Genomic DNA, 24,523 nt, shown 5'->3' with positions numbered 1-24,523 from the left:
CCCATGTCGACACGCGCAGCGCGCCGCCGGGTCACCGCGGCGGCCCTGGTCACCGCGGTGCTGGCGGCCGTCATCGGCTTCGCCACCCCCGCCTCGGCCGCGAAGTACGTGCCGATCTCCGGCGTCGGCTCCACGTGGAGCGAGATCGCGATCCGCGAGTGGAAGTCGAACGTCTACAAGAACGGCATCAAGGTCACCTACACCGGAACGGGCTCGTCCGACGGGCGTAACCAGTTCCGCAACGGCACCGTCGACTTCGCCGTCTCGGAGATCCCGTACGGGCTGCGCGACGCCGGCGCCGGCACCACCGATCCGCCCCCGGCCCGCAGCTTCGCGTACATGCCGATCGTGGCCGGTGGCACGGCGTTCATGTACCACCTGCGCATCGGCGGGAAGCTCGTGACCAACCTGCGGCTCTCCGGGGACGTGCTCACCAAGATCTTCACCCGGAAGATCACGGTCTGGAACGACCAGCAGATCAAGGACGACAACCCGGGGCTGGCCCTGCCGGCCCGGCGGATCGTGCCGGTGGTCCGCTCCGACGGGTCCGGCACCACCGCCCAGTTCAGCCTCTGGATGAGCACGCAGTACCCGGATCTGTGGAACGACTGGTGCCGCCGCACCCAGCGAGCCGCCCCGTGCGGAGTGACCTCGTACTACCCGTACCCGACCGACGGGTCGGTGGTCGCGCAGGCCGGCTCGCTCGGCGTCGCCGGCTACGTCGGCCAGGCGCTCGGCGAGGGCTCGATCACCTACGTCGAGTACGCGTACGCCAACACCTCCGGCTTCCCGGTCGCCAAGGTGCTCAACGCCGCCGGTTACTACGTCGAGCCGAAGGCGCCCAGCGTGGCCGTCGGCCTGCTCGGCGCGCGCATCGACCCGGCGGACCTGACCCAGAAGCTCGAGGGCGTCTACAACAACAAGGACAAGCGGGCGTATCCGTTGTCGTCGTACTCGTACATGATTCTGCCGATCAAGCTGGAGAACGGCTTCACCAACGACAAGGGATACACCCTCGGCGAGTTCGCCAAGTACTTCCTCTGCGAGGGACAGCGGCTGGTCAGCGGCCTGGGCTACTCGCCGCTTCCGAAGAACCTGGTCGAGGCCGGAATGGAGCAGGTTCTCCGGATCCCCGGTGTGAGCCCCGACAAGAAGGACATCCGCAACTGCAACAACCCGACCTTCTCCTCGGACGGGTCGAACGCGCTGGCGAAGACCGCGCCGTACCCGCCGGAGTGCGACAAGAAGGACGGCCCGACCCAATGTTCGACCGGCACCGGCGGTGCCCGGCAGGACACGCCGACCAGCGGCAGCCAGGGCAGCCAGGGCAGCACCGGGGGAACCGGGACCGGCGGCACTGGTCCGCGCGCCACCGCCACCCCGACCGCCGCGGGCACGGGCGGTCCGGGCGGCGCGTCGGCTCCGGGGGCACAGGTCGACCCCGACACCGGTGAACTGGTCGGCGAGGGTGCCGGCGCCGGCGGCCAGTACGTCGACGGTGTGCCGGTGGCGCTGGCCGCCGGCGGCGACTCCGGGCTGGTCCGGGTGCTGATGATCCTCTCCGGGCTGCTGCTGGTGCTGGTGGTGGCCGGGCCGCCGCTGCTGGCCCGGGCGTTGGGCCGGCGCGGCGAGGGCGGACAGCGATGAGCCGCCGTCGCGCGCTGGCCGTCGCCGGGCTGCTGCTCGCCCTCGCCGGGCTGATCGCCGTGGACGTGCGGCCCCCGGACGCCACGGCCGCCACCGGCGGTCCGCAGGACCCGGTCACCGACTCGGCGGTGACGGTGCACGGGCGGAAGGGTGTCTTCGGCGACGACTTCACCGGCCTGACCATCACCGTCGCCCAGACCAGGGAGCTGACCAGCCAGGGCGTCGTCGTCAGCTGGAGCGGTGGCCGGCCGAGCACCCGCCGCGACGACGACCCGGCCGCGACCAACTACCTCCAGCTCATGCAGTGCTGGGGCCCCGACCCGACGGCGCCGGACTTCCGGGAGACCTGCCAGCTGGGCGGCACCTCCATCCCGGCCCGGGCGCCGTCCGGGGTGGATCCCCGCTGTCCGGGTGACGACGGGGGGCCCTGCGAGAGCCTGCCGCGGGACGCCCAGATGGTGCCGTTCCGGCCGGTCGAGGGCAAGCCCACCCCGCACGGCGGCGCGGATCAGCCGTGGCCGCGCAAGCCGTGCGGTCCGCCGGAGCAGAAGCTCGACTGCGCGTCGACCGAGGCGGATGTCCTCGCCGACTACTACAGCGTCTATACCACCAACGAAATCTCCAAGGCGGTCACCGCGGCCGACGGCACCGGCCGGGTGGTCTTCGAGATGCAGACCGAAGTCGAGGCGCCCCATCTGGGTTGCGGCAGCCCCGGGCACCTCACCTGCTGGCTGGTGATCGTGCCCAGAGGCGACCACGACCGGTCCCAAAACCCGACGACGCAGGTCGAGGGGAGCCCGCTGGGCGCCTCCGTCTTCCGCGACGCGATCCCGGTGCCCCTGCAGTTCCAGCCGGTCGAGGCGTTCTGCCCGCTGGACCGCGCGGAGCGGCGCACCACCGGGACGGAGCTGGTGGCCGGCGCGATGCTGTCCTGGCAGCCGGCGCTCTGCGCGAACGACGGCCCGGTCTTCGGCTACTCCACCGCCGCCGACGACAACGCGGCACGCCAGTTGCTGGCGCCCGACGGCCCCGGCCTGGTCTTCACCAGCGACCCGGTGGTGCCGCCGCCGGACGGGCCACGGGTGGTGCACGCACCGGTCGCTCTGTCCGCAGCGGTGATCGCCTTCAACATCGACTTCCAGATCGATCCCGGCAACACCGACAGCCGCGCCGGCACGATGATCCGCGAGCTCAACCTCACGCCGCGGCTGGTGGCGAAGCTGCTCACCCAGTCGTACAAACGGGATATCCCCGGCAGCACCCAGGAGGCCTACGCCTACCTGAAGGACAACCCGCGCACGATTCGCCAGGATCCCGAGTTCGCCGAGGCCAACCCGCAGTTCGAGGGTTTCACCTCGATCGCCAAGTTCGACGGGCTGATGGTCCCCATCGGGAACTCAGCTGTGGCACGGGAGGTGTGGCAGTGGATCCTGGCCGACCCGGATGCCCGCGCCTGGCTGGGCGGCAAGCCGGACGAACACGGCATGGTGGTCAACAAGGAGTACCTGCAGATCTTCGCCACGTCGGTGGCGCCGGCGTACTTCCCCCGCGCCGACCTCGGTTGTGAGCAGCCGGTCGAACAGGACAAGTACTGCGCCCTGGACCTGCGCCCGTACATGGGCTCGTTCGCCGACGCCGGCTACCAGACGCTGCGCGCCGACGCGAAGAACCGGACGTTGTGGGATCAGTTCGCCTATCCCAAGGCGTACAAGGCGTTCCCGCCGCAGCAGGTGACCCAGCGCTTCTCGGCCTCGATCACCGACGCGGCCACCGCCGCCCGGTACGGGCTGCTCACCGCCCGGCTGCGCAACCGGGCCGGAGAGTTCGTCGCCCCCACCGACCAGGCGCTGCTGGCCGCGGCGGCCGCGATGGTGCCCAGCGGCACCCCGGGCGTACGCCGGATCGACCCGGACGCCAGGGTGGCCGGGGCGTACCCGCTCGGGATGGTCGCCTACGCCGTCGGCGACACCACCGACGAGCCGGCGGCGCGGCGGGACTACGCCAACCTGATCCGGTACGCCGTCGGCACGGGGCAGAACCCGGGCGTCCAACGGGGACAGCTGCCCGGCGGGTACGTACCGCTGCCGGCGGCACTGCGGGCCGAGGCCGGCGCGGCCGCCGACGTCCTGCAGAACGCGGCGCCGGCCGGGTCCTCGTCGTCGCCGCCGCTCGTCGCCGAGCCCGGCGGTGCGCCGCCGCCGGCCGCCGCGGCACCCGACGGCACGGCCACGCCCGCGTCCGGCGTCCGCCCGGTCGCCCAGCCGACCGCCCCGACCACCCCGGCCGCGCCGGCCCGCCCGTCAGGCACGCCGGTCGCGGCGCTCACCCAGGGGCAGCCGCTCGGCGCGATCCGGTACGCCCTGCTCGGCGCCCTCGGTCTCGGCGCCGCGGCCGCCCTCGCCGGTCCGCTGGTGCGCCTGATCGGACGGCGTCGCGCCCCCGGAGTCGGGTCATGACCCCCGCGCGCCCGCCCCGGCCGGCCCGTTCATCCGGCGTGCATGTTGGCGAGGCACTGCGGAGCAAACGTTCTCCGGCGCGCGGTATCAGCCGCCGGTCCGTCGTGACGAGCATGGTCCTGCCCAGACCCGATCGGCGCTGGGCGGCCCAAATCCTGTGCGGAAAGGGAGACAGCATGCAGCTGACACAGATCGCCCGGGCGCTGGCGGCGTCGCTCGGTGCGCTGATGGTCGCCGTGGCGGTGGGGGGACCGGCGTACGGCGACCCGAGCCCGGCCACCGACTACCGGACCCTGGCCGGCGTCGGGTCCGACACCACCCAGGACGTGATGAACGGCCTCGGTGACGCCATCACCGCGGCCGGCGGTGCCAAGATCATCGCCTCCTGGGACGCCCGGGGCAGCGCCAACATCAAGACCAGGGCCAGCAACTGCCAGTTCCCGCGGCCGGACGGCTCCGGCGCGGGCCGCACCGCGTTGCGCGCCTCGGAAGGCGAGAGTGGGGGCATCTACCAGAGCGCCAACGTCCTCGGGTGCGTCGACTTCGCGCGCTCGTCCAGCGGCCCGTCCGGCACGCCCGGCACCACCGGCCTCTACACCTACGTCTCCTTCGGCGTGGACGGCGTGACCTACGCCGTCAACGCCGACAGCGACCTGCCCAGCAACCTCACCCTGGTCCAGCTCCAGCGGATCTACCGGTGCCTGACCACCAAGATCAACGGGGTCGCGGTGACCCCGCTGCTGATCCAGTCCGGCTCCGGCACCCGGTCGTTCTGGAACAGCAAGATGGGCATCTCCGAGTCGGAGATCAGCGCCGGTGACTACCCGTGCCTGCAGAGTCTCAACAACACGGTGCAGGAGCACGACGGGCGGGTGCTCAACGGGCAGCTGAACTACCTGGTGCCGTTCTCCATCGCGCAGTACATCGCCCAGGAGAACGCCGGCAAGACCATCGGCGGCGTGCAGGTCAACGTCCAGGACCGGCGCGGCCAGGCGGCGCTCGGCAAGATCAACGGCGTGGGCCCGCGGGTCGGCGCCGGCGGCTTCACCGGCAGCCTGAACATCGGCTTCCCGCTCACCCGGGACGTCTACAACGTCATCCCGACCGCCCGGCTCAGCAACCCGACGGTGGCCAGCACCTTCGTCGGCGCCGGCTCGGCGGTCTGCACCCGCGACCAGGTGATCACCGCCTTCGGCTTCGGCTACCGCGCCCCGACCGGCAGCCAGCCGGCCGACCTGCTCCAGCAGGGCTGCGGCGACACGTACCTGAAGGCCAACGGCTGAGCCGTGCCCCACGAGGGTCCGGCGTGACCACGGTGGCCGGGCGCCCGACAAGGGCGTCCGGCCACCCCGCGTCCCCGACGAGAGGTGTCCTCATGCGACAGTCGACAACCCTGGCGGCGGCCCTGACCGGCCTGCTGCTGGCCCTGGTGGTGCCCGCCGTGCCCGCGTACGCCGCCGATCTGGGCACGCTGACGATCACGCCGACGAGCGGGTCGGTGGGTTCGGGGGCGGGCGACGCGACGCCGATGTTCACCTCGGCGGCGACGTCGGCGCCCTGCCCGACCGGTTACGGCACGAACGCCGTGGCGAAGGTCGGTCCGGTCGGTGGTCCGTACAACAACCTGAACAAGATCGGCAGCGAGAACAACTACGACGCGGGTCCGTTCTCGCTGGACACGAACCGGTCGATGGCCAAGGCACTGGGCGGGGTCCCGGCCAACGGCAACTACGAGATCGTGATCCAGTGCTCCGGGGAGATCCTCGGGGACAACCCGAACTACTTCCGGGCCCCGATCACGGTGCGGGACGGGACCTGGACGGTGTCCGCCGCGTCCCCCCAGCCGTCCAACCCACCCGGCGGCCCGTCGGGATCCATCGGCCTGCGCGCGGAGGTGGCCCCCGCCCCGGGCGGCAGCAGTCCGGCCGACCCGAGCGCCAGTCCCACCGCCCGGCCCGGCAACCCCGGCAACGGCGGAACGCTGCCGCGTACCGGCCTTGCGGTCGCCGCAGTGGTCGCCGCCGGCCTGCTGCTGGTCGTCGCCGGCACCGTGCTGCGGGCCGCGGCCCGCCGACGCGCCGCCTTCATCGGCGACGACCTCGCCGGCTGACCCCGGAGGAACCCTGTGACCGCCGCCCCGCTCTCGCCACCGCCCCCATCGGCCGACGCGCCGCGTCCCGCGGTCCGCCCGGCCGCCGCGCCACGCCTCGCACCCCGGCCGGCCGCCACGGCGCAGGTCGTGGCCACGACGCTGACCCTGCTCGCCGTCGTGCTCCTCGGCTTCGTGGCGCACCTGACCCTGCTGAGCCGGTTGCAGTACGCCCGCGACCAGCAGACCGCCTACGCGGACCTGCGCGGCCAGCTCGCCAGCGCGACCGCCCCCACCGGCCAGGTCGACCCTGCCGGGCGACTGCTCGCCCCGGGCACCCCGGTCGCGGTGCTGCGCATTCCACGGCTGAAGCTGCGGCAGGTGGTCCTGGAGGGCACCGCCGGTGGGGTGCTCACCTCCGGTCCCGGGCACCGGCGGGACACCGTGCTGCCCGGCCAGCCGGGCACCAGCGTGCTGCTCGGCCGGCGCGCCGCGTACGGCGGGCCGTTCAGCGACCTGGACCTGCTCGACACCGGCGACATCATCACCATGGTCACCGGTCAGGGCGAGCACACCTACCGGGTGCAGTCCGTCCGCCGCACCGGCGACCTGGCGCCACCGCCGCTGGCCACCGGCGCCGGACGGCTCACCCTCATCACCGCCGACGGGCAGCCGTTCCTGCCGCACGATCTGGTCCGGGTCGACGCCGACCTGATCTCGGCGCCGCAACCGACCGGCCCGCGGCCGCTGACCGCCGCGAGCCTGCCACCCGCCGAGAAGCCGATGGCCAGCGACCCCGGGGCGTGGACCCCGCTGCTGCTGTGGTGCCAGGCGCTCGCCGCCGCGGCGCTCGGTTTCGCCTGGCTGCGCACCCGCTGGGGGCGGTGGCAGGCGTGGGTCGTCGGTGTTCCCGTCCTCGGCGCGCTGGGCGCTGCCGTCGCAGACCAGCTCAGCCGGCTGCTGCCGAACCTGCTGTGAGAAGAGAGGCCGTCATGACCACCTCCCTCGACCTGACCCGGATCGACGCCCCCGCGGTGCCGCCCCTCTCCGGCCAGCTCGACGCCCGGGCCGTCTCCGCCTGGTTCGGCGGGCACAAGGTGCTCGACCGGGTCTCGCTCACCATGCCGGCCGGCCAGGTGACCGCGCTGATCGGGCCCTCCGGCTGCGGCAAGTCCACCTTCCTGCGCATCCTCAACCGGATGCACGAGCTGGTGCCCGGCGCGTCGCTCGCCGGCGAGGTGCTGCTGGACGGGGTCGACATCTACGAGCCCTCCCGCCGGCTCACCGCAGCCCGCCGGCAGATAGGCATGGTGTTCCAGAAACCCAACCCGTTCCCCGCGATGTCCATCTACGACAACGTTCTCGCCGGCCTGCGGCTCACCGGGATCCGGGCCAACCGGCGGGCCAAGGACGACCTGGTGGAGGAGTGCCTGGTCCGCGCCGGGCTGTGGAAGGAGGTGAACGCCCGGCTGCGGCAGCCCGGCGGGGCGCTCTCCGGCGGGCAGCAGCAACGCCTGTGCATCGCCCGGTCGCTGGCCGTACGCCCCCGGGTGCTGCTGATGGACGAACCCTGCTCGGCCCTCGACCCCACCTCGACCCGACGGATCGAGGAAACCATCGCCGAGCTGGCCAGCGACGTCACCATCGTGATCGTCACGCACAACATGCAACAGGCCGCCCGGGTCTCCCAGCAGTGCGCGTTCTTCCTCGCCGAGCAGGGCACCCCGGGCGTGATCGTCGAACACGGCCCGACCGAGGCGATGTTCTCCCGCCCCCTCGACAGCCGCACCGCCGACTACGTGCACGGCCGGTTCGGCTGACCCGGGCGCGGTCACCGCGAATTCGCCTCGCGCATGTCCGGCGTATGAGTTGGCCTGTTCAGCGGGTCACAGGCCACCCGAAACCTAAGCCCCGGTGCCCGCCGGGCACCGGCGTTCACTTCGAGTAGAGGAAGTGATTCATGAAGGCTCCGTCCTCCCGCGCGGCCCGGATGGCCGCGCTGCTGGGAGCGGCAGTGCTCTCCTCGGTGGCGGTGGTCGGGGTGTCCAGCCCGGCGTTCGCCGCCGATCTGGGCACGCTGACGATCACGCCGACGAGCGGGTCGGTGGGTTCGGGGGTGGACGACGCGACGCCGATGTTCACCTCGGCGGCGACGTCGGCGGCCTGCCCGACCGGTTACGGCACGAACGCGGTGGCGAAGGTCGGCCCGGTCGGTGGTCCGTACAACAACCTGAACAAGATCGGCAGTGACAACAACTACGACGCGGGTCCGTTCTCGCTGGGGACGAACCGGTCGATGGCCCGGGCGCTGGGCGGGGTCCCGGCCAACGGCAACTACGAGATCGTGATCCAGTGCTCCGGGGAGATCCTCGGGGACAACCCGAACTACTTCCGGGCCCCGATCAAGGTCAACAACGGCACCTGGACGGTGGCCGGCGTGGTGGTCGCCGAGCCGACCACCACCACCCTGGCCGCCTCCCCGGCCGGCACCGCCGCGTACGGCGCGCCGGTCACCCTGACCGCCACGGTGACCCCGTCGGCCGCGACCGGCACGGTCGCCTTCAAGCGTGGCGCCACCACCGTGGGCACCGCTCCGGTCTCCGGTGGCACCGCCAGCCTGGCCGCCAGCAACCTGCCGATCGGCACCCTCTCGCTGACCGCGGTCTTCACCCCGGCCGGCAGCGACTACGCCGGCTCCACCTCCGCCGCGGTGTCCTACGAGATCACCGCGCCGGTCGGCGGCGCCAGCGGCTCGCAGACCATCCTCGCCGACGTCGCCCCGGGCGCCTTCTCGCTCGGCCTCGCCGGTGACACGGTCAACCTGACCGGCGGTGTGGTCGGCGGGCAGGCCACCGGTGGGCTGAACAAGGCCACGGTGACCGACCTGCGCGGCACCAACGCCGGCTGGAACCTGGTCGGCCAGGTCCAGGACTTCGCCAACGGCGGCACCCAGATCCCCGGTGACAACCTGGGCTGGGCGCCGAACGCGGCGAAGGTCGACGCCTCCGGGACCGTGGTGGCCGGTGCCACCGCCGCCCCGGGCACCGGGAGCGGCCTCGGCTCGGCCCGCACCCTCTGCAAGGCCGACTCCGGCGCCAGCGCCGGCGTCTTCGAGTGCGGTGCCGGGCTGACCCTGGACATCCCGGACTCGGCGGTCCCGGGCAGCTACGCCGCGACGCTCACCCTGACCCTGGCCTGACCGACCGCTCCGGGCGCCGTACCGGCCCGGACACCACGCGGAGGTGCCGTCCTCCCGGTCTGCCGGGATCACCCGGCGGCACCTCCGCACCTCACCTGCCGCCCCGAGCGTGCTCGGGCACTCGAAACCAGCAGAGACGGAGTTCCGCATGGGCCACCGCCCGTCCCGCCGTACGCGCGCCGTGTCGTTGCTGGCCGCGGTACTGGCCGTCGGCCTGTCGGCCGGGCCCGCGCCGGCGCTCGCCACCCCGGCGGCGGTCCCCGCCGGCGCCACCGTGCCCGCCGTGGCCGGTCCCGTCGCCGCGGCCGGGCCACGCGGCGGCGCCGCCGACGCCGAGTTGCGCTGGGCGGTGCAACCGGCCAGCGGCACGGGCACCCCCGCCCGCAGCCTGTTCGAGTACCAGAGCGGCGCCGGCACCCACGTGGATGACCGGGTCGCGATCAGCAACCTCAGCGACCGGCCACTCACCTTCGCCGTCTACGCCACCGACGCCTACAGCGCCGCCGACGGGGCGTTCGCCCTGCTGCCCGCCAGCGACAAGCCGGCCGATCTCGGCTCCTGGATCCAGCTGCCCCGGCGGTCCTGGACCGTGCCCGCCGGCAAGCGGCTGGAAATCCCGTTTCGACTGACCGTGCCGGCCCGGGCCACCCCCGGCGACCACGCGGCGGGGATCGTCGCCTCCGTCACCGAGCACCGCACCGACGCCCAGGGCCAGCGGGTCAACCTGGACCGCCGGGTGGCGGCCCGGGTCTACCTGCGGGTGGAGGGCGAACTGGCGCCCGAGGTACGCATCGAACGGCTGGAGACCACCTACCGGACTCCGGGCCTGCCCTTCGCCGACGGCCGGCTGGGCGTGCAGTACCGCGTCCGCAACACCGGCAACGTCCGGATGGTCGCCGGTGAAGCCGTGGTACGCGTACGAGGACCCCTCGGCCTCTCGCTCGCCGGCCCGCAGCGGGTCACCCTGCCCGAACTACTGCCCGGCGGGGAGATCGTGCTGGACCGCGACGTCGACGTCTGGCCGGCGGGACGACTGGACGCGGTCGTCACGGTGAACCCGATCACCGCCGAGGGGCGGTTGCCGGCGACCAGCCGTTCGGCCGGTAGCTGGGCGGCGCCCTGGTCCACCATCGGTGCCCTGCTGATCGTGGTGGCCCTGGCGGCGCTCGGGGTGATCGCCTGGCAGCGCCGGCGCGTGCTCGACGAGCCCGAGGGCACCGTCGCCCCGTCACCGACCGCCTGAACGGGCGCGCCTGCTCCGCCGGCTGGCCCGGCCTGTGATCTTCGACCCGGAACGGATCCCGCCGCAGGCCACCGAACTACGCTGGGGCAGCCGTCCGAACGGGGAGACTTTTTGCGCAATCACCCGGCCGTCGTGCTGGTGGCCGTCCTGCTGTCCACCCTCGCGCTGCCGGTCTCGCTGACCGGCGCCTCCGTCGCGCTGCCGGACATCGGCCGGGACCTGGACGCCGGGCTGGCCGGCGTCCAGTGGGTGGTGAACGGCTACAACGCCACCTTCGCCAGCTTCATGCTCGCCACCGGCGCGCTCGCCGACCTGTTCGGCCGCCGCCGGGTCTTCGCGATCGGCGTGGCGGTCTTCGCGGCCGGCGGGCTGCTCGCCTCGATCGCCGAGGGCATCGTGCTGCTCGACCTGGCCCGCGCCCTCGCCGGTGTCGGCGCGGCCGCCGCCGCGACCAGCGCGTCCGCCATGCTGGCCGGGACGTTCCAGGGCCGGGCCCAGGCCCGCGTCTTCGGCGTGTTCGGGACCACCATCGGCGTCGGCCTCGCCTTCGGTCCGTCGATCGCCGGGCTGCTCATCGAGGGCTTCGGCTGGCGGGCCGTCTTCGCCGCCCCGGCCCTGGCCGCCTGCGCGGTGCTCGCCCTGGTCCCGCTGCTGCCGGAGTCCCGCCAACCGCACCCCGGACGGGTCGACTGGCCCGGCACTGTCTCGTTCACCGCCGCGCTGCTGCTGGCCATCTTCGGTTTCGTGCAGGGCCCCGAGTACGGCTGGGCCGCCCCGGTGATCCTCGCCGCGTTCGTCGCCGCGGCGGCCCTGCTGGTGGTCTTCGTCCGGGTGGAACGCCGCCGCGCCGACCCGATGTTCGACCTGACCCTGCTGGCCAGCCCCCGGTTCGTCGGCATCTGCCTGGCGGCGGCCACCATCGTGGCGGTGCTGGTGCCGCTGCTGGTCTACCTGCCGTCGTACCTGACCACCGTGGTCGGGCTCAGCCCCGGTGCGGCCGGTGCCACCCTGATCCTGCTCACCGCGCCGACCCTGGTGCTGCCGCTGCTCAGCAGCACGCTCACCCGGCTGGTCCCGGCCACCGCGGTCACTGTCGTGTCGGTGGTCGTGGTCGCCGCCGGAGCGGCCTGGGCCACGGTGCTCGGCCCGGACGCGGACACCGTCACCCTGGCCGGGCCGCTGCTCACCATCGGCGTCGGGGTCGGGCTGTCCATCGGGCTGCTGGACGCGATCGCGATCGGCAGCGTCGCCCCGGCCCGCGCGGCCACCGGCGCCGCGATGATCAACACGGCGCGGCTGACCAGCGAAACCGTCGCCATCGCCGTGGTCGGCGCGGTGCTGGCCAGCACCACCGCCGGCCGGCTCGCCGATCCGGGTTTCACCGGCGGGCTGCGTACGGTGCTGTGGTCCATGGCCGCTCTGGCGCTGGCCGCCGCCGTGACCGTCGGCGTGCTGGTCCGCCGCAGCGCGGCCCGCGCCGAGCCGACGACGGTCTCCGCCGGGGCAGGGTCGATGACGTGATCGTCAACAGGGGCGAACCCCGAAAGGACGATGCCGCGTAGGCGTCCGAACGCCCTGCGGCTGGCGTCGGCTGCGGGACCAGTGAGCGGGCGGCGACTATCGTGGCCTGTCGTGACGGACACCGCGCAGCGCCTGGCCGAGATCCGGGGTGACGTGCCGCCCCGGCGGCACAACGCCCGCACCATCGCCGCGCTGACCGGCAATCCGGGCTGCACCCGCCGGGCGGTGCTGGACAGCGCCGGGGTGGACAAGCCGAAGCTGGCCGAGCGGATCGGCTTCCCGTCCCGGTTCGGCCAGTCCCGCTTCGCCATCACCCGGGGCAACGCGTTCGAGGCCCAGGTGAAGGCGGACGGTGGGGTGGAGCTGCTGCGGCTGGTCGCGGAGCGGCTGGGCGTACCGGTGCCGGCGGGGGCGACCTGGACGGACCTGGGTGGCGCCGACGACCTGCCGGATCGGCACGAGCGGTCCCGTGCGGCGCTGACCGCACCTGGCGACGAGGCGGCCCTCTTCGACCACCCGCTGCTCGGCCTGGACGTGGCCGGCCGGCGGGTACACCTGGAACCGGACCTGGTGGCCGCCCGGCTCGCCGGCCGCTTCCACGTGGTGGAGGTCAAGTCCTTCCCGGTGATCGACGGGCAGGCCGACCCGGCCAAGGTGTCCGCCGCCGCCATCCAGTCCGCCGTCTACGTGCTGGCGCTGCGCGAGCTGCTGGCTGCCGCCGGACACGACCCCGAACTGGTGTCGCACGAGGTGGTGCTGGTCTGTCCGCGCGACTTCGCCAACCAGCCGGTGGCCAGCCTGCTCGACGTACGCAAGCAACTGCTGGTGCTGCGCCGCCAGCTCGACCGGATGGCCCGGATCGACGCCCTGCTCGCCGACGTGCCGGCCGGCTTCACCGCCGACCTGGCCGCCGACCCGGCGGCCCTGACCGCCGCGCTGTCCGACGTGCCGGCCCGCTACGCGCCGGAGTGCCTGGCCGCCTGCGAGCTGGCGTACTTCTGCCGGCACGAGGCGCGCGGCCACACCGGCGCGCTGGGCCGGCCGGTGCGGGAGGCGCTGGGCGGCATCGCCGACATCGGCGAGGCGCTGGCGCTGGCCGACGGCGTCCGCGCCCCGGACCCGGAGCAGGCGGAGGCCGCCGCGCTGCTGCAGGCCGCTGCCCGCCTGCGCGCCGACGCCCTGGCCGCAAACCCCGCATGAGTACGCTCCGCCGGCCCGGCCGGCCCGTCCCGTCCCGGAGGTCCCGGTGAGTACGCTGCGCGCCCTCGCCAAGGCGCAGGCGGTCGCCGCCGGGGTGGCCCAGCCGGTGGCCACCGTCCGGCACCTGCACCTGTCGGACCGCCCGCTGGTGCTGGTGCCGCTGGCGATGGCGGGCGAGGCGAACGCCCCGCTCGCCGCCATGGTCGGCACCGCCCGCGACGAGGCGCGGCTGCTGGTCGTACCGCAGCCCCGCAACCGGGACCAGCGGTTCGCGTTCGCCGCCGAACTGGCCGCGATCGTGCTGCCGTACCTGGACTCGTTGCGGGGGGTCAGCGAGGCGGTGCCGGTGGACCGGGGAAAGGACGTGCGGTACCGCTACGTCGACGCACCGCAGGTGCTGGTGCCGAACCCGGCCGGGGTCACCTTCCTGCGGCTGTTCGGCCGCTCCACCCGGTTCCGCCGACCGGACGGCGACTATCCGGTGCATCCGTCGGTGCCGCTGCTCGGCCGGTGGCTGACCTTCTTCGCCGAGCGTGCCGAGCACCCCGGCTCGGCGGCGCTGGTGGCGATGACCGAGGCGCTGACCCTGCACTGGGCGACCGGGCAGAGCGCGGTGGAGGATCTGCACCTGCCGGCGCTGCTCGGCTGGATCGACCCGCCGACCGGGTCGACCGGCGCCGAGGCGGCCGCCCGGGCCGAGGATCCGACGGTCTGCCCGCCGGCCGGCCCGGCCACCGACCCGGACTTCGACAACCGTCGGCTCGCCCCAGCGATGGCCGCGTACGCCGAGGCCGAGGACGACCCGGCCGCCCGAGCGGCGGCGTACGCGGAGCTGGAGCGGCTGCTGCGCGACCAGCTCGCGCCCACCTGGGAGCTGATGTGGCGCGGCGTGGGGTTGCTGCGCGCGCTGCCGCCCGGCGCCCGGGTGGCCGGCCGGTGGGACGGCGACAAGGACGCCTTCACCGGCTACGCCGAGCACGTCGACGACGGCGGTCGGCCGCAGCCGCGCCGGGACGGGGCGGTGGCCGCGGCGGTGCGGCTGCACCGGCTGGAGCGGGCCCTGGCCTCCTACGCGGTGCAGCGCGCCTACGACGATCCGCTCGTCATGGCCGAGCACCGGCTGACCGGGGAGGCGTTCGTCGGCGACGTGACCCTGGCCGACCCGAAGCGGGTGGACGACTCCGGCAAACGGCCGGTGCTGCGCCCGCGGATCCAGGTGGTCACCACCGAGCCGGTGGCGGTGCCGGTCGGTGCGACGGTGTACTCGCCGGCCCGGCCGAGCCAGAAGGCGAAGGTGGTCTTCCTGACCCCGGGCGCGGACGGCAAGACCGAGGTGGTGCTGGAGCTCTCCGGAGGGATGGGGCGCGGGCTGACCGCGCCGCCGGGCACGGTGCCGGAGGTGGGGGAGCGGCTCTGCTACACCACCCTCTCGGACGCGTACCTGCCGGCCGGGAACTTCCCCGCCACGGAGGAGACGCCGTGGACGCACGGGGGCCCGCCGGCCGCCGCGCCCGCCACCGACGCCCCGGCGCGCGACCTGGCGGAGAGCGGCGACGGCGACCCCGCAGAGGAGTGGTCGTGACTGCCCGCCGCGGACCTGGCAGCCTCGGGCACCTGAGCGAGGAGCGCGAGCGGACTCGGCGCAGCTACGACACCGTGGCCGCCGAGTACCAGGCGCGGCTGGCCGACGAACTGACGGACAAGCCCGTGGACCGGGCCTTGCTGGCCGCCCTGGTCGAGCTGGCGGTGCCCGGGGCGCCGGTGGCGGACCTTGGTTGCGGGCCGGGCCACGTCACGGACTGGCTGGCCGGGCGGGGCGTGCCGGCAGTGGGGATCGACCTGTCGCCGCGGATGGTGGCGGTGGCCCGGCGCGCGTACCCGGGTCCGGAGTTCCGCGAGGGTGACCTGCTGCGGCTGCCCGCCGCGGACGGCGAGTTCGGCGCGGCGGTGGCGCTGTACTCGGTGATCCACCTTGCGCCCGACGAGCTACGTCCGGCCCTCGCCGAGGCGCGTCGGGCGCTGCGGCCGGATGCGCCGCTGCTGGTCGCGGTGCACCTGGGCACTGAGGTTCGGCATCTGGACGAGTGGTGGGGTCACCAGGTGGATGTCGATTTCCGCTTCCTCCCGGCGGAGACGCTGCTCGGCGCACTGGACGACGCCGGATTCGTGGTCCAGGCCCGGCTGGAGCGGTCCAGCTATCCCCACGAGGTCGAGACCCGGCGGCTGTACGTGCTGGCCCGCACTCCCTCGTAGCCGTACGACACCTCCATGCGGGAACCGCCCGCGTCAGGGGAGGGTGGCCAGGGCCTCGCGCGCCTCGTCCGACGTCGGCCGCTGCGGGTCGGCGGCCAGCAGGGCCTCCAACGCCCTGCGGTACGCGACGTCGCGCGCCGCGTCGGCCGCCACCTCGACGTCCGGCGTCACTCCGCAGCCTTCCCAGTTGGTGCCGGTGAGCGGGTTGATCGGCCGGGCCACCGGCACGGTCAGCTCCAGGTGCGGGTGGACGCGGTGGCCGACGCAGGGATGGGCTCCTCCCCGGGTCCGTTCGCCGATCACGGTGGCCCGGCCGAGCTGTTGCAGGTCGTACGCCAGCTCCTCGCCGCCGGAGAACGTCTGCGCGGAGGTCAGCACGTGGACCGGTTTGTCGGCCGCGTATCGCGGCACCGGGAGGTAGGCGGCGCTCCAGAACTGGTGGGTGTTGCCGGCCCGGTCGTGCATGGTGTGCAGGTGCGCGGGCTCGGCGAAGAACCAGCCGCAGATCAGGGCGACCATGTCCGGGCTGCCGCCCCGGTTGCCGCGCAGGTCGAGCAGGAGGGCGTCGGTGCCGCCGAGCAGCCGCAGCGCGGCCATCATGGCGTCGCCGGCGACCTGCGGCGGGAACAGGGCCGGCCGGATGTCCAGCAGCCCGACGTTGCCGGCCAGCCGCTCGACCCGGGCGACGCCACCCATGGTGGCGGCGGCCTGTAGCGCCCAGAACTCCTCCTCGGCTTCCTCCTCGCGCTCGGACGCGGTCTTGGCCCCGTGGCGGAGCCGCAGGTGCAGGTCTCCGTTGACCGACTGGAGGTCCTCGGTGACCAGCGCGCCCAGCGCCGCCGGGTCGGTGACGTCGGCATACCGGCCGTCGCGGAGCCGGTCACCCAGGTGCGCGGCGATGTGCTCAGCGGTTTCGGGAAAGACGTAGTGCTCGGTGACCAGCTTCGCGGCCCGTTCGATGATCGCGGTGACCTCGTCCTGTCGCATGGGCAGCCCCCGTCCCTGGATCCACTGTGATGAGGGCAGTAGAGCAGCCGGTTGACAAAGCGTCAAGAGAAGTGGACGCTTTCCGGGTGTCCGACGAGATCACCGACATGCTGGAGGTCCGCACCCCGGCCCACTTCAAGGCGCTGGCCCACCCGTTCCGGCATCGGCTGCTCTTCGCGCTCGGATCCGGCCCCGCCACCATCAGCCAGCTCGCCGCCGGGCTCGGCGCGGCCAAGGGCACCGTTGCCCACCACCTCAAGGTGCTCACCGAGGCCGACCTGGTGCGGGCCGCCCACACCCGGCAGGTGCGCGGTGGCACCGAGCAGTACCACGAGCGCAGCTTCCGCCGCATCGTTGGCGAGGACTCCGTCGCCACCGCCGCCATGCTCGGCGCGGTCGCGGACGAGTTGGCCGGCGACGACGATCCGTTGTTGCACCTGCGCCACCTGCGGCTCACTCCGGCCCAGGTGCAACGGCTGCGGGCCACTCTGGAAGACCTCGTCGACAACCTCGAGGAGGCCGACCCGGCGCAGCCGAGATACGGCGTGCTGGTGTCCCTCTACCGCCGCCGCGACACGCCGTCACCTGGCTGACCGGGTGATGACGCACGCCGATCCGCTCTGGCGGTGGCGCCGCGCGGGTGACTAGGCTTTCCGCGTTCGCTGACCGCAACCGGTCCTCATCGTCGAGGGTGCGCGTCTGAGAGGGATCCGGAGCGAATCGTTGTGTCCCAGCAGGACGTGAGCCGCGTGGTGATGGCGGCCGCACGTCGCCCGCTCCACGGCCGCGTCGGCCTCGTCGCGGCCGTGGTCGTCGTGCTCGGGGAGGCCGGCTGGCTGATCGCCGGCCTGCCGGGCGCGGCCCTGGTCAGTGACCTCGGCGCGGTGGCGGTGTCGAGCTGGGCGGCGGTGGTCTGCGCCGGGGTGGCCCGGCGGCACCCGGCGCCGCTGCGGCGGTTCTGGGCGCTCCTGGCGCTCACCATGGCGCTCGCGGCGATCGGCCGGATCGTGTGGACGGTCGAGCGGTTGGCCGAGCACGCCCTGCCGCACACGCCGCTGGTCGGCGCGCTGTTCACCGTCGGCATCGTCACCGGCACCGCCGCGCTGCTCTGCTCGCTGGCCGCGCCACGCAGCCTGGTGTGGCAGATCCGCACCCTGCTCGACGGGGTGATCGTCGGGCTGGCCCTCATCCCGGTCGCCTGGGTGGTGGCGTTCCGCGACATCGCCGCCGCCGACCTGGCCGACCCGCTGCGCACCTTCGGGCTGCTCTACCCGATGTTCGACCTGATGCAGCTCACCATCCTGGTGGCGGTCGCCGGGCCGGCCCGTCCGATGTGGCGGGCGCTGACCCTGATCGGGGCCAGCCTCGCCACCCGGGCCGCCGCGGACGTCGTCTACGTCTCCCTCGTCGCCGCCGACAGGTACGCCCCCGGCCACCCGATCGACCTCTGCTGGCCGCTGAGCTACCTGCTCATCGGCGCCGCCACCCGCAACCCCCCGCCCGCCCGCGACGACGGTGGCGAGGACAACGGGGAGTCGCCGCTGCCCCCGTGGTGGCGGGTCGCCCTGCCGTATCTGCCGGTGGGCGCGGCGATCGTCGCCGTGGTGCTCGCCCGGCGGCCCACCGGGCAGACCCCGGAGCTGATCTTCGTCGGCATGATGGCGCTGCTCGGGGTGCTCGCGTTGCGGCAGGGCCTGGCCGCCAACGAGAACCTGCGGCTGGTCGCCCGGCTGCGCCGGCTCGCGTACTCCGATCAGCTCACCGGCCTGGCCAACCGGCTGACCTTCACCCGGCGGCTGCGGCGGGCGCTGCGCGACGGCGGGCCGGTCGCCGTGCTGCTTCTCGACCTGGACGGGTTCAAGCAGGTCAACGACCGCTTCGGGCATGCCGCCGGGGATCGGCTGCTGATCACCATCGCGGAACGGATGCGCGACGCCGTCGGCGACGACGGGATGATCGCCCGGCTCGGCGGCGACGAGTTCGCGGTGCTGGTCGACCGGGACCGGTCGTTGCCGCCGGAGCGGCTCGCCGAGCGGCTGCTCGCGGCCCTTGAGCCGTTGCCCGGCGAGGAGGATCTCGGCGTGCACCCGTCGGCCAGCATCGGCATCGCCGAGTACGGCCCGCAGCACACCTCGCACACCGACCTGCTCCGCGACGCCGACATCGCCATGTACGCGGCGAAGGAGGCCGGCAAGTCGGCGTACCGGATCTGCACGCCGGGGCTGCGCGAGGCGGCGGTGAGCCGGGCCGAGCTGATCGCCGAGCTGCGCCGCGCGGTCGACGAGGGACAGCTGCTGATGGAGTTCCAGCCGATCGTGGACCTGGCCACCGGCACGGTACGCAGCGCCGAGGCGCTGGTGCGCTGGCGGCATCCCCGGCTCGGGGTGCTCCCGCCGGCGAGGTTCCTGCCGCTGGCCGAGGAGACCGGGCTGATCCTGGCGATCGACCGGTGGGTGATCCATCAGGCGTGCCGGGCCGCGGCGGCCTGGCGGAAGCACGCGCCCGAGGTGACCGTCGCGGTCAACATCGCCGCCGCCCACGTGCGCCGTCCCGACCTGATCGCCACGGTCACCGGGGCCACCGCGGCCGCCGGTCTGGCGCCCCGCGCGCTCACCCTCGAACTGACCGAGTCGGCGCTGATCGACGGCAGCGAGGCGGTGCTGGAACGCCTGCACCAGCTGCGTGAGCTCGGCGTCCGCATCGCCATCGACGACTTCGGCACCGGCTACTCCTCGTTGAGCTACCTGCACCGGATCCCGGCCACCGAGCTGAAGATCGACCGGTCCTTCGTGTCCCGGCTGGACGCCGACGACGCGCGGGCGTACGCCACGGTGGAGATGGTCAACCGGCTGGCCGGCGCGTTCGACCTGGCCGTGGTGGCCGAGGGGGTGGAGACCGGCACCCAGCACGCGGCGGTCGCCGCCATCGGCTGCCTGCATGGCCAGGGCTGGCGGTACGGCCGGCCGGCCACCCTGTCCGAGCTGCTCACCACGCTCACCCCGATCGACGCGGCCCGCTGACCGGCCCGGGCGGAGAGGGTCGAAGGTCCCGGACGGTCAGGGGGTTCGGCCCTGCTGCCGGCCGTGCCCGTACCGTGACGATAGAAGCGTCACCGAGAAGAGCTCATCATCCACACAGGAGCAGTCATGAAGCGCCGGACCTTGGATCTGCTGTTCAGCATCGGCGGGCTGGGCCTCGCGGTCCTGCTGCTCGTCGTGGGCATCGTCCTGACGACGAACGCCAACTTCGCGAACACCTACGTGCACGACCAGCTCGCCGCCCAGCACATCACCTTCAAGCCGGCCGACAAGCTGACCGACGAGGAGAAGAAGTCCGACTGCCTGCGCGAGTACGCCGGCAAGGCGATGACCACGGGCAAGCAGGCCGAGTGCTACGCCAACGAGTTCATCGGGCTGCACCTGAAGGCGATGTCTGGTGGCAAGACGTACGCCGAGCTCGGTGGACCGGAGACCGCGCTGAAGCAGCAGGTGGCCGAGGCCGAGAAGACCAACGCCGCGAACCTGGCCGACCTGCAGAAGCAGCTCGCCGAGGCCTCCGCCCTGCGGGAGACCGTGTTCAAGGGCGAGTCGCTGCGCGGCATGCTGCTGACCTCGTACGGCTTCAGCGAGTTCGGGCGCAAGGCCGAGCAGGGCGCCCTGGCCATGTACCTGGGTGCGGCGCTGCTCCTGCTGCTGTCGATCGCCGGCCTGGTGCACGCGTTCCGGACCCCGGCCAGCGAGACGTTCGCCGCCCCCGACAAGGCGCGGGAGCCGATCAACGCCTGACCCGCCCCGACCCGACCGCCCCCGGTCTCCGCCACCCCCAGCGGACACCGGGGGCGATCGCGTTGCGGGCACATCGGGTGGTCGCACAATCGGACTTGACCCTCACGCAGCGGGAGGCGGGAGCCTTGGTCGTGGAAGGGAGGGAACCATGTCCTACACGGTGGGTCAGGTGGCCAGGGCGGCCCGGGTGACGGTCCGGACCCTGCACCACTACGACGAGATCGGGCTGCTGTCGCCCAGCGGGCGCACGCCGGCCGGCTACCGCCGCTACGACGACACCGACCTGGAGCGGCTGCAGCTCATCCGGGCCTACCGGGAGCTGGGGTTCCCGTTGGACGAGATCGCCGAGATCCTGGACGACCCGGCGGCGGACCCGGTGGCGCACCTGCGCCGGCAGCACGAGCTGCTCACCTCGCGGATCGGGAAGCTACGGGAGATGGTCGCGGCGATCGAACTCGCGATGGAGGCGAGAACGATGGATATTCAGCTCACGCCGGAGGAGCGGTTCGAGGTGTTCGGGGACTTCGACCCGGACGCGCACGCCGAGGAGGCGGAGCGACGCTGGGGCGGCACCGACCCGTACCGGCAGTCGACGGAGCGGGTCGCCCGCTACAGCAAGGAGGACTGGCTGCGTCAGCGGGCGGCGAACGAGGACTGGGGTCGGCGGTTCGCCGAGCTGATGGCCTCGGGCGCTGCGGCGGACAGCCCGGAGGCGATGGCACTGGCCGAGGAGCACCGGCAGTTGATCACCGGGTGGTTCTACGACTGCTCGTACGAGATCCACACCGGGCTGGCGGACATGTATGTGGCCGACCCGCGGTTCACCGCGTACTTCGAGAAGATCCGGCCGGGGATGGCTGCGTACTTGAACGAGGCCATCCACGCCAACGCGATCAACCGGGCGTGACCGGGCCGGGGTGCCAGGATGGGCCGGACGGCTCACCACGGGAGGTCACGTGTTCATCGTCGCCGGCACCCTCTACGTCGACCCGGCCGAGCGGGACGCCTACCTGGCCTCGTGCATGGAGGCGGTGCGGGCGGCCCGCTCGGCGCCGGGCTGCGTCGACTTCGCGGTGAGCGCGGACCTGATCGAGCCGGGCCGGATCAACGTGTACGAGCGGTGGGAGTCCGACGAGCAACTGCTCGCCTTCCGCGGATCCGGCCCGGCCGAGGAGCAGGTGACGGCGATCCGCGGTGCCGAGGTGCACAAGTTTCGGATCTCCGGCGTCGAGGCGCCCTGACGCGGCCGCGGCGGGGCGGGCGATCACAGGAGGGGTGCGATGGGTGGCGGTTCCGGCGGCAGGCTCGGCGCGAGCCGTCGCAGTGACGCGAACGTCGGCACCAGCGCCTCGTACAGCTCGGAGAACAGGGGCAGCAGGGCCGCGTAGGTGGCGGCGGCGGCGGGGTCGGGGCGTACCGTCTCGTCGATCTTGACCAGGTCGGCGGCGAGTTCGATCGACTCGATCAGGCCGAGTGCCTGCATGCCGAGCAGCGCGGCGCCGAAGCTGGACCCTTCGCGCTGGACGGGGAAGCGCACCGGCATGCCGAGCGTGTCGGCGAGGATCTGCCGCCACAGCGGGCTGCGGGCGAAACCACCGCTGGCCCGGACCTCGTGTACCTCGTTGCCGGCGGCCCGGACCGAGGCGAGGACCAGGGCGAGCTGCTGGCAGACCCCTTCCAGCGCGGCCCGCACGAGGTGTTCGCGCCGGTGGCCGTGGGCGAGCCCGACGTACGCGCCGCGGGGCACCGCACTCCAGTGCGGCGCCCGCTCGCTGAGCAGGTACGGCAGCATGATCAGGCCGCCGGAGCCGACCGGCGCGTCGGCGGCCAGGGCGAGCAGGTCCGCCTCGGCGTGTTCGCCGAGGTCGGGGGCGAGTGCGTCGCCGGCCCACTGCAGGACCAACCCGCCGTTGTTGATCGCGCCGCCGACCATCCACCGGTTCTCGGTGAGGGCGTAGCAGAAGACGCCGCCGAGCGGGTCGACGCCGGGGCGTTCCACCATCACCCGCATCGCGCCGCTGGTGCCGATCGAGCAGGCCACCTCGCCGGGGTGCACCACGCCGAGGCCCAGGTTGGCCAGCGGTCCGTCGCCGGCGCCGACCACGATCGGGGTGTCGGCGGGCAGGCCGGTGGCGCGGGCCGCGTCGGCGGTCAGCCCGGGCAGCACGTGAGTGGTGGGTACGAGCTGCGGCAGCTGTTCCTCGGTGACGCCGGCGATGCCGAGCGCCTCGTCGTCCCAGGCCAGCTGGTGGATGTCCAGCAGTCCGGTGGCGGAGGCGATCGAGTGGTCGACGACCAGCGCCTCGGCCAGCCGTAGCAGCACGTACTCCTTGATCCCGACCCAGTGGGCGACCCGTTCGTGCAGCATCGGGTGCTGCTCGGCGTACCAGACCAGTTTCGGCAGCGGCGCCATCGGGTGCACCGGGGTGCCGGTGCGCTGGTGCAGGGCCAGCCCGGACGGTACGGCGCGCAGCCGTTCGGCCTGGGCGCTGGCACGGGAGTCGGCCCAGGTGAGCGAGGGGGTGAGCGGGGCGCCGTCGGCGTCCAGGCCGATCAGGCTGTGCATCGCGCTGCTGAACGACAGCCCGGCGACCGGCTCGCGGAGCTGCTCGACCACCGCGCGGACCGAGTCCACCACCGCGTCGTAGATCAGCTGGGGGTCCTGTTCGGCATATCCGGGGTGCGGCTCGTCGAGCGGGTAGCCGATCGAGTGCTTGGCGAGCTGCCGCCCGCCGGCGTCGTACGCGACCGCCTTGGTGCTGGTGGTGCCGATGTCCACCCCCACCACGACGGCCGGGTCGCCCACCGGTCCACCTCCTTACCCCTGCCGGTGCGTACCCCGGCGACGTTCCGCCTAACGTGCGGGTCAATCACCCGATCGGTCAGAATGGCGTCTTTCGCGTGTCTTTACCGCCCTCCGCAACAGTTGACATGAATGACACCCGAATGGGGTTCGCACGGCGGAGGAGTCGGCGTGGCGAAGACTGATTCGACGGGTTCCACATGGCGGTACCGGTGGGCGCACCGGCAGAACGAACGGCGGCAGCGGGACTTCCGCGACGCCGACGAGGCGTGGCGGCGACGCGACGACGAGCTGCGGCGGCTGCGTACCCTCGCCGAGTCCTTCCACGGCTCGGCCGAGGCCGGCGCGGGCCTGCCGATGGAGCTGGCCCCCGGCGAGGTGGTCTTCTGGACGCTGCCGGCCGCGCAACTGGTCGACGTACGGCACACCGCCGTGCTGCCGGCCCCCGAGCTGACCGTCGAGGTCGACCCGCCGCAGCCGCGCCCGCGCCGCCCCGAAGGGGTCAAGGTCATCGACGCCGGGCTGGCCGTGCTCACCAACCGGCGGCTGGTCCTGCTCGGCGGACGCGGCCGGCGCGACTGGACGTACGGGAGGATGACCGGGCTGTCCCACGACCCGGGGGCGCCGGTGACGCTGATCCAGGTCCTGGACCGGCGGCGTACCTCCGGGCTGCTGCTGCCTACCGGCGCGGTGGCCGACTTCCGGTTCAAGCTGACCCTGGCGTTCGCCGACGCGATCGAGCAGCGGGCGGCCGTCGTCGCCCAGCTCAACGAGCTGATCGAGGAACACAGCGCGGCGCGGCCGGTCCGCCCCGCCGTCCTCACCCCGGCCCAGGCCCAGGCGTCCGCGCGGGTCCCGGGCGGCCGCCGGACCGTCGCGGTCGGCGCGGCCGTCGCGCTGATCGTGCCGGCGCTGCTCTTCGAGTCCGAGCCGCCGGTGCATCCCGGCGTCGAGCGGGCCTCCGCCGCCACCCCGGCGGCCACCGCCACGCCCACCGCGTCCCCGCCGGTCGCCCCCGTGGTGCGAATCGGCGCCACCACCACGCCCAAGCCCCGCCACACCCGCGCCACGCCCACGACCGAACCGTCGCGTTCGCCGCAGCCGGCCGGCGAGCGGCGCTGCGGCGCCCCGGCCAATCCCTACGGGTACGACTTCTGCGGCGGCTCCCGGATCCGCAAGCCGGCCCGAGGGGTCTGCGACTGGTTCGACTGCGTCCCCGGGTTCTGGTCCGGGGAGGGATGGCTGGTGCAGTGCCGCGACGGGATGGTCAGCCTGACCGGTGGGGAGCGGGACGCCTGCACCGACCACCGCGGCTTCCGCCGCACCGTCTGGACCTGAGG

General features: G+C 73.6%; 20 protein-coding genes. 18 read left to right on the top strand and 2 right to left on the bottom strand.

The window, feature by feature from the left end:
* Positions 1 to 3: 3 nt before the first annotated feature.
* From ACNAVT_RS00775 to ACNAVT_RS00720, 12 genes are all read left to right on the top strand, one after another.
* A complete protein-coding gene (locus tag ACNAVT_RS00775) occupies positions 4 to 1,647 on the top strand; it encodes a phosphate ABC transporter substrate-binding protein PstS (protein WP_416291803.1) in 1,644 nt (547 codons plus the stop codon).
* Complete coding sequence (locus ACNAVT_RS00770) at positions 1,644 to 4,103, top strand: hypothetical protein (protein ID WP_416291801.1); 2,460 nt, start codon at positions 1,644 to 1,646, stop codon at positions 4,101 to 4,103. Before ACNAVT_RS00775 ends, ACNAVT_RS00770 begins: the two co-directional genes overlap by 4 nt.
* Before the next feature lie 176 nt (positions 4,104 to 4,279).
* Positions 4,280 to 5,386, top strand: a complete 1,107-nt coding sequence (locus ACNAVT_RS00765) for a hypothetical protein (protein WP_416291799.1) — start codon at positions 4,280 to 4,282, stop codon at positions 5,384 to 5,386.
* Between the two features lie 92 nt (positions 5,387 to 5,478).
* On the top strand, positions 5,479 to 6,213 hold the full coding sequence (locus ACNAVT_RS00760) for a hypothetical protein (protein ID WP_416291797.1): 735 nt from the start codon (positions 5,479 to 5,481) through the stop codon (positions 6,211 to 6,213).
* A 15-nt stretch (positions 6,214 to 6,228) separates the two neighbouring features.
* Positions 6,229 to 7,170, top strand: coding sequence for a sortase (locus ACNAVT_RS00755; protein WP_416291795.1), 942 nt, complete (start codon positions 6,229 to 6,231; stop codon positions 7,168 to 7,170).
* 14 nt (positions 7,171 to 7,184) lie between these two features.
* Complete coding sequence (locus ACNAVT_RS00750) at positions 7,185 to 8,012, top strand: phosphate ABC transporter ATP-binding protein (RefSeq protein ID WP_416291793.1); 828 nt, start codon at positions 7,185 to 7,187, stop codon at positions 8,010 to 8,012.
* Positions 8,013 to 8,152: 140 nt separating this feature from the next.
* On the top strand, positions 8,153 to 9,391 hold the full coding sequence (locus ACNAVT_RS00745; protein ID WP_416291792.1) for an Ig-like domain-containing protein: 1,239 nt from the start codon (positions 8,153 to 8,155) through the stop codon (positions 9,389 to 9,391).
* A 148-nt stretch (positions 9,392 to 9,539) separates the two neighbouring features.
* The gene (locus ACNAVT_RS00740; RefSeq protein ID WP_416291790.1) at positions 9,540 to 10,634 is read left to right on the top strand and encodes a WxL protein peptidoglycan domain-containing protein; all 1,095 of its coding nucleotides are present in this window, start codon (positions 9,540 to 9,542) and stop codon (positions 10,632 to 10,634) included.
* A 111-nt stretch (positions 10,635 to 10,745) separates the two neighbouring features.
* On the top strand, positions 10,746 to 12,155 hold the full coding sequence (locus tag ACNAVT_RS00735) for an MFS transporter (RefSeq protein WP_416291788.1): 1,410 nt from the start codon (positions 10,746 to 10,748) through the stop codon (positions 12,153 to 12,155).
* Between the two features lie 111 nt (positions 12,156 to 12,266).
* Positions 12,267 to 13,355 (top strand): hypothetical protein, encoded by a 1,089-nt coding sequence (locus tag ACNAVT_RS00730; protein ID WP_416291786.1) that lies wholly within the window; start codon positions 12,267 to 12,269, stop codon positions 13,353 to 13,355.
* Positions 13,356 to 13,401: 46 nt separating this feature from the next.
* Entirely contained in the window at positions 13,402 to 14,937 is a 1,536-nt protein-coding gene (locus ACNAVT_RS00725) for a hypothetical protein (protein ID WP_416291784.1), read from the top strand.
* Positions 14,934 to 15,608: a class I SAM-dependent methyltransferase gene (locus ACNAVT_RS00720; protein ID WP_416291782.1), complete on the top strand. Its 675-nt coding sequence runs from the start codon at positions 14,934 to 14,936 to the stop codon at positions 15,606 to 15,608. Before ACNAVT_RS00725 ends, ACNAVT_RS00720 begins: the two co-directional genes overlap by 4 nt.
* A 33-nt stretch (positions 15,609 to 15,641) precedes the next feature.
* On the opposite strand, the gene ACNAVT_RS00715 is transcribed toward ACNAVT_RS00720, so the two are convergent.
* Positions 15,642 to 16,595, bottom strand: coding sequence for a S41 family peptidase (locus ACNAVT_RS00715; RefSeq protein WP_416291780.1), 954 nt, complete (start codon positions 16,593 to 16,595; stop codon positions 15,642 to 15,644).
* A gap of 86 nt (positions 16,596 to 16,681) precedes the next feature.
* On the opposite strand from ACNAVT_RS00715, the gene ACNAVT_RS00710 reads away from it, so the two are divergent.
* The 5 genes from ACNAVT_RS00710 (at position 16,682) to ACNAVT_RS00690 (ending at position 21,621) form a co-directional block, all read left to right on the top strand.
* Complete coding sequence (locus ACNAVT_RS00710) at positions 16,682 to 17,188, top strand: ArsR/SmtB family transcription factor (RefSeq protein WP_416291778.1); 507 nt, start codon at positions 16,682 to 16,684, stop codon at positions 17,186 to 17,188.
* Positions 17,189 to 17,320: 132 nt separating this feature from the next.
* The gene (locus ACNAVT_RS00705; RefSeq protein WP_416291776.1) at positions 17,321 to 19,615 is read left to right on the top strand and encodes a putative bifunctional diguanylate cyclase/phosphodiesterase; all 2,295 of its coding nucleotides are present in this window, start codon (positions 17,321 to 17,323) and stop codon (positions 19,613 to 19,615) included.
* Between the two features lie 126 nt (positions 19,616 to 19,741).
* Positions 19,742 to 20,380, top strand: a complete 639-nt coding sequence (locus ACNAVT_RS00700) for a hypothetical protein (protein WP_416291774.1) — start codon at positions 19,742 to 19,744, stop codon at positions 20,378 to 20,380.
* 148 nt (positions 20,381 to 20,528) lie between these two features.
* A complete protein-coding gene (locus ACNAVT_RS00695) occupies positions 20,529 to 21,287 on the top strand; it encodes a MerR family transcriptional regulator (protein ID WP_416291772.1) in 759 nt (252 codons plus the stop codon).
* 49 nt (positions 21,288 to 21,336) lie between these two features.
* Positions 21,337 to 21,621: a putative quinol monooxygenase gene (locus tag ACNAVT_RS00690; protein ID WP_416291770.1), complete on the top strand. Its 285-nt coding sequence runs from the start codon at positions 21,337 to 21,339 to the stop codon at positions 21,619 to 21,621.
* 23 nt (positions 21,622 to 21,644) lie between these two features.
* On the opposite strand, the gene ACNAVT_RS00685 is transcribed toward ACNAVT_RS00690, so the two are convergent.
* Complete coding sequence (locus ACNAVT_RS00685; RefSeq protein WP_416291768.1) at positions 21,645 to 23,186, bottom strand: gluconokinase; 1,542 nt, start codon at positions 23,184 to 23,186, stop codon at positions 21,645 to 21,647.
* 168 nt (positions 23,187 to 23,354) lie between these two features.
* Here ACNAVT_RS00685 and ACNAVT_RS00680 point away from each other — a divergent pair, with 168 nt between their 5' ends.
* Entirely contained in the window at positions 23,355 to 24,521 is a 1,167-nt protein-coding gene (locus tag ACNAVT_RS00680) for a hypothetical protein (protein ID WP_416291766.1), read from the top strand.
* Positions 24,522 to 24,523: the final 2 nt, after the last annotated feature.

This window comes from Micromonospora sp. SL4-19 (assembly GCF_047921475.1).
Classification (GTDB): domain Bacteria; phylum Actinomycetota; class Actinomycetes; order Mycobacteriales; family Micromonosporaceae; genus Micromonospora.
This window is presented reverse-complemented; position numbering and strand designations above follow the sequence as displayed.

Excerpts from the sequence above, each read along its gene's own strand:
- ACNAVT_RS00775 (WP_416291803.1), top strand. The coding sequence starts at position 4 with ATGTCGACACGCGCAGCGCGCCGCCGGGTCACCGCGGCGGCCCTGGTC.
- ACNAVT_RS00770 (WP_416291801.1), top strand. The coding sequence starts at position 1,644 with ATGAGCCGCCGTCGCGCGCTGGCCGTCGCCGGGCTGCTGCTCGCCCTC.
- ACNAVT_RS00765 (WP_416291799.1), top strand. The coding sequence starts at position 4,280 with ATGCAGCTGACACAGATCGCCCGGGCGCTGGCGGCGTCGCTCGGTGCG.
- ACNAVT_RS00760 (WP_416291797.1), top strand. The coding sequence starts at position 5,479 with ATGCGACAGTCGACAACCCTGGCGGCGGCCCTGACCGGCCTGCTGCTG.
- ACNAVT_RS00750 (WP_416291793.1), top strand. The coding sequence starts at position 7,185 with ATGACCACCTCCCTCGACCTGACCCGGATCGACGCCCCCGCGGTGCCG.
- ACNAVT_RS00745 (WP_416291792.1), top strand. The coding sequence starts at position 8,153 with ATGAAGGCTCCGTCCTCCCGCGCGGCCCGGATGGCCGCGCTGCTGGGA.
- ACNAVT_RS00740 (WP_416291790.1), top strand. The coding sequence starts at position 9,540 with ATGGGCCACCGCCCGTCCCGCCGTACGCGCGCCGTGTCGTTGCTGGCC.
- ACNAVT_RS00715 (WP_416291780.1), bottom strand. The coding sequence starts at position 16,595 with ATGCGACAGGACGAGGTCACCGCGATCATCGAACGGGCCGCGAAGCTG.
- ACNAVT_RS00700 (WP_416291774.1), top strand. The coding sequence starts at position 19,742 with ATGAAGCGCCGGACCTTGGATCTGCTGTTCAGCATCGGCGGGCTGGGC.
- ACNAVT_RS00695 (WP_416291772.1), top strand. The coding sequence starts at position 20,529 with ATGTCCTACACGGTGGGTCAGGTGGCCAGGGCGGCCCGGGTGACGGTC.